Origin of the sequence: Streptomyces spinoverrucosus (assembly GCF_006539505.1) — a bacterium.
Taxonomy (GTDB): Bacteria; Actinomycetota; Actinomycetes; order Streptomycetales; family Streptomycetaceae; genus Streptomyces; species Streptomyces spinoverrucosus.
The window spans coordinates 1-7,043 of sequence record NZ_BJND01000132.1 but is presented as its reverse complement, the minus strand read 5'-3'; the positions used below and the strand labels follow the sequence as shown (position 1 = coordinate 7,043).

The 7,043-nt window shown below is 69.2% G+C and carries 7 protein-coding genes and 3 pseudogenes; 4 read left to right on the top strand and 6 right to left on the bottom strand.

Annotation, left to right across the window (positions count from 1 at the left end):
• On the top strand, positions 1–211 hold a 211-nt coding region (locus SSP24_RS45520; protein WP_373866250.1), incomplete at its 5' end, for a hypothetical protein.
• 557 nt (positions 212–768) lie between these two features.
• On the opposite strand, the gene SSP24_RS44765 is transcribed toward SSP24_RS45520, so the two are convergent.
• The gene (locus SSP24_RS44765; RefSeq protein WP_229866369.1) at positions 769–1,041 is read right to left on the bottom strand and encodes a MarR family transcriptional regulator; all 273 of its coding nucleotides are present in this window, start codon (positions 1,039–1,041) and stop codon (positions 769–771) included.
• A 27-nt stretch (positions 1,042–1,068) separates the two neighbouring features.
• Between SSP24_RS44765 and SSP24_RS41680 the strand changes: the two genes are divergently transcribed.
• Positions 1,069–1,833 (top strand): hemerythrin domain-containing protein, encoded by a 765-nt coding sequence (locus SSP24_RS41680; protein ID WP_308794821.1) that lies wholly within the window; start codon positions 1,069–1,071, stop codon positions 1,831–1,833.
• A 675-nt stretch (positions 1,834–2,508) separates the two neighbouring features.
• On the opposite strand, the pseudogene SSP24_RS45665 reads toward SSP24_RS41680, so the two are convergent.
• Both SSP24_RS45665 and SSP24_RS45210 read right to left on the bottom strand, forming a co-directional pair.
• Positions 2,509–2,676 (bottom strand): annotated as a pseudogene (locus SSP24_RS45665) (SUMF1/EgtB/PvdO family nonheme iron enzyme); the annotation flags it as partial.
• Positions 2,677–2,764: 88 nt separating this feature from the next.
• Positions 2,765–3,016 (bottom strand): annotated as a pseudogene (locus tag SSP24_RS45210) (hypothetical protein); the annotation flags it as partial.
• On the opposite strand from SSP24_RS45210, the gene SSP24_RS41670 reads away from it, so the two are divergent.
• Together SSP24_RS41670 and SSP24_RS45625 are read left to right on the top strand one after the other, a co-directional pair.
• Positions 2,972–3,646 carry a phosphopyruvate hydratase family protein gene (locus tag SSP24_RS41670; RefSeq protein ID WP_244951812.1) on the top strand — a complete coding sequence of 225 codons (675 nt, stop codon included), beginning with the start codon at positions 2,972–2,974 and terminating at the stop codon, positions 3,644–3,646. The pseudogene SSP24_RS45210 and the gene SSP24_RS41670 overlap by 45 nt on opposite strands.
• Positions 3,647–4,036: 390 nt before the next feature.
• Positions 4,037–4,411: pseudogene (locus SSP24_RS45625) on the top strand (DDE-type integrase/transposase/recombinase); the annotation flags it as partial.
• A 393-nt stretch (positions 4,412–4,804) separates the two neighbouring features.
• On the opposite strand, the gene SSP24_RS43655 reads toward SSP24_RS45625, so the two are convergent.
• From SSP24_RS43655 to SSP24_RS44750, 3 genes are all read right to left on the bottom strand, one after another.
• Positions 4,805–5,359 carry a hypothetical protein gene (locus tag SSP24_RS43655; RefSeq protein WP_218037155.1) on the bottom strand — a complete coding sequence of 185 codons (555 nt, stop codon included), beginning with the start codon at positions 5,357–5,359 and terminating at the stop codon, positions 4,805–4,807.
• A complete protein-coding gene (locus SSP24_RS44755) occupies positions 5,359–5,526 on the bottom strand; it encodes a tyrosine-type recombinase/integrase (protein ID WP_229866372.1) in 168 nt (55 codons plus the stop codon). The genes SSP24_RS43655 and SSP24_RS44755 overlap by 1 nt, the downstream gene beginning before the upstream one ends.
• Before the next feature lie 206 nt (positions 5,527–5,732).
• Positions 5,733–6,191 (bottom strand): site-specific integrase, encoded by a 459-nt coding sequence (locus SSP24_RS44750; protein WP_229866371.1) that lies wholly within the window; start codon positions 6,189–6,191, stop codon positions 5,733–5,735.
• Positions 6,192–7,043: the final 852 nt, after the last annotated feature.

Below are 7,043 nucleotides of genomic sequence, written 5' to 3'. Positions count from 1 at the left end.
AGGCGCCTGGACGGCGGAAAGACGTCCTGATCTCGGCAGGTGCCGGAACTATGTCCTGCGCTCCCCCTCCTGCGGAGGAGGGGGAGCGCAGGACGCGTATTCGGTTGCGGTGCGGGGCTACGGCTGCGAGACCCTGTCGATCCCGACGAGCACGGTCAGCTCGGTGGTGATCTCGTCGGTCAGCTCCAGCGAGCGCAGGGTCCGGGCGTGATCCGGGCGGCATCGGCGTCCGGCCGGGTGGCCCGTCCGGGGGCCGTGAGGGTCGGACCGCTGTGGCAGCCGCAACGAGCGGAATAGGGGGAGTGGCCGCTCCCCCCGGACGGGCAAGAGCAAAGATGCAGGAAACGCCAGCCGCATGCCTCAGGGAATGTTCCTAGTGCCGGTCGGTAGCTGCCGGCATCCGGCGCGGCCGACACCGCCGGGGGTGTCACCGGGCGGTGCCGAAGTCCTGGGTCCAGTAGTAGTCCCGCTACGCAAGGCCGATACCGATCTCCTTGAACTCGCAGTTCAGGATTCTCGACGACGCCTCGAACGTGCTATGGCCCGACCGGGACATCCGGTCGGGCTGATGAACGGCTGTGGCAGATACGCCGGTTCAGCGCTTGCCGTCGGTCTGTTCATGGTGGTCCAGCTCTTCGAGCAGCCGGCGCAGGAACGCCCGTGTCCGGCCGATCTCCTCGGCGTCGAGCGCGGCGAAGAGTGTGCGGTGGACGGCCGAGGCGCGGTCCGTGAGGCCTGCGAGCGCGTCCCGGCCGCGGGGGGTGAGCGTCAGCAGCGGGGAGCCGCGGTGGTCAGGGTTGGCCTGATAGGCGGCGTACCGGAGCTCGCGAGGTCGTTGGCGACGCGCTGCACGTTCTGCCGGCTCACCCCCAGGCGGCGGGCGGCCTGCGGCACGGTGAGGGCCGTCTCGGAGACCACGCTGAGGACCTGCCAGCGGGCCTGGGTGAGCCCTTCGGCCTGTGCGGTGTGCTCGCCCAGGCGGCGCAGGGCGCCCGCCGCCTCGAACACGTCTGCTACGAGCAGGGCAATCTCGTCGGACATCAGAAAGCTTTTGACAATACGTTGTCTATGTGTGAATGTGTTGTCATTGTAGTTCACGGTCCGGACGAGAAGTGCTGCAGGCATGCCATGCCCAGGATTGATTTGTACAGGAATATTCACATGGGTCAGCGGGAGCGGCTCTTCACACTCGCCGTCGAGCTCGGCGCCGCGGACATCCAACAGCCCCACTGGGCCGAGCACATGACCGAGCGCTGCCTGGCCATGACACAGGAGCTCCGCGAGCACGCCGACCACGAGGACCGCTACATCCACCCGCTGCTGCGGGAGAGGGCGCCCGAGGCCGCCGATGCCCTCGACGCCGAGCACGTGCGCCTCGATGCGGCACTCGCCGCGCTGGATGACCGGGCGCGCCGGCTGCCGAAGACCCCGGCCGAGTCGCTGAGAGAAGCACAGCACGGCCTCTATCGCGCGGTGAACGAACTCATCAGCGCCTACCTGGCCCATCTGCACGCGGAGGAGACCGTTGCGATGCCTGCCCTGTGGCACGCGTGCAGCGATGCCGAGCTCGGCGGCGTCTTCGGTGCCTTCAAGGCTTCCTGCACCCTGGAGCAGGGACTGGCCGACCTCCGCGGCATGCTGCCGTCCCTGCCGTCGGCCGACCGGGCGGCCATCGTGCGCGCGACGCTCGCCGTCGGCCCGGACGAGGAAGCGGGCCGCACCCTGGCCGCCCTGTCCACGACGCTCAACCCCCGCCAGCGCGGCCGGCTCTACGAGGACCTCGAAGCAGCGGAGGCCTGGGCCGCTCTGGAGGGCGAGGGTCGACGGGCTTGATGAACGGGCGTCGGCCGTCCGCGCTCCGGGCGCCCGCGAGTCCGTCGTGTGCGGCGGACGACACCCCGCCGCGTCGGCGCCCGCATCTTCCGGGTGGGCTGGTGCCCAGCACCCGGCCTTCGGCCCTGCGGCCACGATCGCGGCGGCGGGGCGCCTTCGCGGCCCTCAGCACGACGCAGGGTGTCCGGGCATGCAGTGTCGGCGCGGCGTGGGCGTGCATTCCTCGCCCAGGACCCGGGAGTGCCGGTGTGGGGATGCGGGCGTGGCGATTCGTCGAGCCGGTGCACGCGCGGTGATCGCCGCCTGACCGCCGGGGTGGTGCTGTGGCCGCCGGGCCGAAGAGGCCCGGCTGCGAACCTGCCTCGGCCGGGCGACCCCGCGAAGCATCACGACGCGGATCCCGGGGCGGGAGATGCGGTGCGCACACCTCACCGAGGGTCGGCGGCGCGGAAGCCCGTATGCCCGGCGGAGGAGTCGGGGGCGGTGCTGGTGCGGGTGGCGACGAGTAGCAGTTGCAGTACGAGTCGTGGCACAGATAGGAGCCGCCTCGCAGGACGCGGCGCGCCCCCGTGGACGGTCCCTGGGGGTCGATGCGTGTATCGGGGCGGTCCTGTGCATGCCAGGTGTGCTCCACCAGTCCGAGCACCATTCCCAGACGTTGCCCACGGCGTTGCGCAGCCCATACCCGTTGGCCGGGAAGGCGCTGACCGGCACGGTGCCCAGACGGCCGGCGCCCGTGGCGCCACGGACAGCCGGGAAATGGCCGCGCCAGATATTGCAGCGCCAGTGGCCCGGGGCCAGCTCGTCGCCCCAGGGAAGCGGGCACCCGCTGCGGGCGGCCATCCCCCATTCGGCCTCGGTGGGAAGCCTTGACATTGCCCCAGGCGGCATAGGCGACCGCGTCGTTCCATGAGACATGGACCGCGGAGTGGTTCTGCCGGTCGGCGATGGTGGAGCCGGAACCCTCGGTTTCCCGCCAGGTCGCGCGGGTCACCGGTAGCCACCACGGGGCCTGGGGGATGCGGCCCCCGAGTGCGTGCTGGGCGTCGGCGAAGAGGTGGAAGACGTAAGGACCAGCCCATGCGCTCGGCGTCGGTGACGTCAGTGGCCCTTGACGAAGGTGGCGAAACGCGCGTTGGTGCAGACCGGATTGATCAGGAAGGGTCGCAGCGACACCTTCCATGGTCAACATCACGCCGGCGGCGCCCTGGACATCCAGTATGCTCTCGCCGTCCCTGCCGGATCGAGCCACTTCGCCGAGGCGATCGAGTGGACATCGACAGTGCGGGAGGCCGCCGCTCGGCTCCTGGGCAGCCCCGGCGTGGTCGCCGACCAGGGCGGGCTGGCCGACCTGCTCCCCACCAACGAGGCCGCCCTCGCCCTGGTCACCGAGGTGATCACCACGGACGGTCTGACACCTGGCCAGGACGTCGCCATCGCCGTCGACCTGGCCGCCACCCAGTTCGCCCACGACGGGGCCTACCACCTGACCCGGGAGGACCGGGTACTGCCGACCGAGACCTGGCTGGCCGAACTCGCCACCTGGTGTTCCCGCTATCCGGTCGTCTCGCTTGAGGACCTCCTCGCCGAAGACGACTGGGAGGGCTGGCAGCAGGCCACCGCAACTGCCGCACCAGCGCCTCGGCGACGACCTCTTCGCCACCCACCCGACCGACTCGAACATGGCATCCTCCGACAGGAGGGCAACGCCGTGCTCGTCAAACCCAACCAGGCGGGAACCCTCACCCGCGCACGGCTGGTGCTCGACCGAGTGTCGGTGTACAAGCGAACGTGCACCACCTCGTACGGATGAAAGTGCACCATTCTTGATGCGGTGACGAGGTGTCGGCCGTGAGTCTGCTGCTGTCGGTTCGGGGTGGCAGGGAGGCGGCTGACAGTGGTCTTGGATCCGCATCGCTGGCTGGAGTTGAGGCGGTTTCGTCCGCTGTATGAGTCCGGTGCGATGAGCCTGCGGGAGATCGCGAAGGAGACCGGGCTAACCGCCGGACGGTCAGCAAGTACCTGAAGGACCCCGCGTCGGTCGCGCCGCCGAAGAGAGAAGCAGCAGATCAGCGGCCTCGGCGGGGGTGGACGAGGTCGCGCCGCTGATCGACGCGATGCTCAGGTCCGAGATCCTGCTCAAGGGAAGGGTGATCCACGAGCGCCTGGCCCAGGAGTACGGGGCACGATCAACTACCAGCGGGTGAAGCTCTATCTGCAGGAAGCCCGGCCCCGGATCGCGGAGGAACTGGGCATCAGCCCGGGTGAGCTGGCGGGCCTGCACCGGCGGTTCGAGGTCGTCCCGGGGGCTCAGGCCCAGGTCGACTGGGGAGACGAGGGCAAGATCCTCGCCCATGTCGGCATCCCGAAGGTCTACTCCTTCCACATGACGCTGTCGTACTCGCGCGACCCGTTCTGCTGCTTCACCACCAGCCAGGACCTGGCCACGTTCTTCGACTGCCACCGGGCCGCGTTCGCGCACTTCGGCGGGGTGCCGATGAGCAGTGTCTACGACCGCACCAAGACGGTCGTGCGCCGACACGTCGCTCCGGGTGAGGCGGTGCCGCTGCACCCGGAGGCGGTCGCCTTCGCCGGGCACTACGACTTCGACATCGACGTGCTGGCTGCCTACCGCCCGCAGGGCAAGGGCCGGGTCGAGCGGACGGTGTGCCGGTGCAGCGGTCCTCCGCGGGCAGCCGGGCCGTTCCAGCAGCCACTGCCGGTAGCGTTCGACGTGCCGCCGCTTGAGCTCGGCAACGCAGGTGACGTCCGTGTCTTCGGCTGCGACCAGGAGGGCGAACTCCCGCAGCGTCAGCTCGGCGTTCTTCACGGTTCCCGGCCGCATTGTTCCGGCGATCCGCTGCAGGTAGTGCTGCATCGTGTCCGCCATTCCCGCCGGGACACGGGACCACTCCCGGGCCCGCATATCGGCCCGGTCCGGCGAGCGACGACGTGGGAGCTGGTCGGTCAACTAGCAGTGGAAGAGCGTCGCTTCCAGGTTGAACAGGGCGGTCGACAGTGCCTTGACACCACGGTTGGGGATGCGGCGGGCGGCCTCCAGCAGCAGGCGGCGTCCCTCGTCCCAGTCGCTCTGCTTCAGCTCGTGCGGCTGTTTGCCGAATAGGGCCACGAAGTGGCCCAGCAGGTTGAACTGGGTCATGGCCAGCGCGTCGCAAACCAAGGGACCGGGCCGTCTCCATGAACCGCAGGTGCAGTTCCGGCTCCGTGCGAGCGAGCACGATGCCCCAGCGCGGGCGCCGACGACCAGGTAGTCCGACTCGGGTTGCAGACGTCCGGTGACCGAGAGCCAGCTGATGAATCGGTGGGTCTCGTGGTTGAAGGCGAGCTGGCGTTCCAGCGGCAGGCGGCAGAAGTCGGCGAGGTCGGGGACCGCGGCGAGCAGAGCGCGGGCTCCCCAGCGGACCTTGTGGTCGGTGTTCATGCGCTGCGCGGCCGGGTGGGCGAGGTAGTGCTCGACCAGGTCCGGGCGCACGATCGGCAGTGCGGCGGTGCGGGCCCGGCGCATCAGCTGTTCGCCCGATCGGCGTCGATGGCGGCACTCGCCTGCAGGTACTGCTCAACGAGCCAGCTGTTGGCCAGATGGATGTAGATCCGGGTCGATTCGATCGAGTGGTGTCCAGCCTGGGCCTGTACCGCTTCCAGGGACATGCCCGCCTCCCGTAGCCGAGTCAGGCAGGTGCGGCGTAGCTGATGGCAGGTCAGTCGCGGCAGTCGGTTCGCTTCCGGACGCCGTCGAGGATCTCGTCCAGGCCGTCGGCGGAGAGCGGTCGGCCGCGGGTGGGCCCGCGCAGCACCACGAACAACCGGTCGTGGTCAATGGTTGGGCGCTCACGGTCCAGATAGTCGCTGACCGCGCTGGAATTGCGCGGAGACGGGTATCAGGCGCTGGTGCCCGCCCTTGCCCTCGCTGATGAAGACCCGACGCTCACCCGATGAGAGGTCCCCAGCCTCAGGCCGAGGACTTCGCAGCGGCGCAGTCCCCCCAACAGCATCGCCAGGACCATGGCCCGGTCCCGGGCGGTGTTCACCGCACCGAGGACCGACTCGACCTCGCCGGGCCCAAGGACGCGCGGAAGGGCGCGGGGCGTGCGCAGCAGCGGTGCCCCGCGGTTGCCGCTGCGGCGGCGGTTGGCCAGTCCCGTCGGCACCGGGTTGCGCTCGATGGCGAGGTCGTCGCGGGTCATGAGGTAGCCGAACAGCCCGGAGATGCTGGCGAGTCGGCGCTTGATGGTCCGAGCCGAGAGTCCTGCTTCACCGTCTTCGAGCCGGACGACCTTGGGGCCTCGCGCGGCTTCTTCTGCGCGGTGATGAACGCGAAGACGTCGCGGTGACGACATCGGTCGGCTCCTTGGGCACCACCGAGAAGAAGACCTTCAGGTCGTAGGCGGTGGCCAGCAGAACGTGGGGTTCCCTGCGGCATCGACGCGTCGTACCAACTGCGGCTGCCAGGCCGTCCGAGCTCCTCGACGGGAGCGACCATCCTGACCGGGAACACGAGATCGCGGAAGAGTTCTCACCCACATAATCGCCGAAGTGGGCGAAGGCCCGCCGATGGCAGTCGAAGAATGTTTGCAGGTCCTGGCTGGTGGTGAAGCAGCAGAACGGATCGCGGGAGTACGACAGCGTCATGTGGAACGAGTAGACTTCGCGATGCCCACGTGGGCGAGGATCTTGCCCTCGTCTCCTCAGTCGACCTGGGCCTGGGCAGCGGGGATTACCTCGAACCGACGGTGCATGCTCGCCAGTTCCCGCGGCGTGATGCCGAGCTCCTCAGCGAACCTCGATGACCGCCGCGGAAGCGACGCCGGTCCCTTGGCCGCGAGGTACGCGGACCGTCTTCCGGTCCAGCCCAGTCTCCCGGGCGATCTCCGACAGACTCATCGCCCCTGACTCGAACAGGCTGCGAAAACGCCGCAGCTCCAACCAGCGATGCGGATCGAGAACGATCGTCAGCCGTCCTCTGGCGCCCCCACACCGACCGAGCAGCCAGAGTTCCCACTGCAGGTCCTCAGCGCGTCAGAAACTGGCCCTATTCATCGGTACATGGCTGGGGAAACGTTCACGTGTACGCCGACATCCGGCATCCCGCGGCCGCAGGTCTCAGCGGCTTCCCGATCCTCCGCAGGCCCGTCCCGAGTGCATTCGACTCCGCGAACCCCGTCCCAGAGCCACACATGGGTCACGCTTTT

Bases quoted from the DNA above. Each gene is read 5' to 3' on its own strand.
- SSP24_RS44765 (WP_229866369.1), bottom strand. From the start codon at position 1,041: ATGTCCGACGAGATTGCCCTGCTCGTAGCAGACGTGTTCGAGGCGGCG.
- SSP24_RS41680 (WP_308794821.1), top strand. From the start codon at position 1,069: ATGTGTGAATGTGTTGTCATTGTAGTTCACGGTCCGGACGAGAAGTGC.
- SSP24_RS43655 (WP_218037155.1), bottom strand. From the start codon at position 5,359: ATGCGCCGGGCCCGCACCGCCGCACTGCCGATCGTGCGCCCGGACCTG.
- SSP24_RS44750 (WP_229866371.1), bottom strand. From the start codon at position 6,191: ATGTCGTCACCGCGACGTCTTCGCGTTCATCACCGCGCAGAAGAAGCC.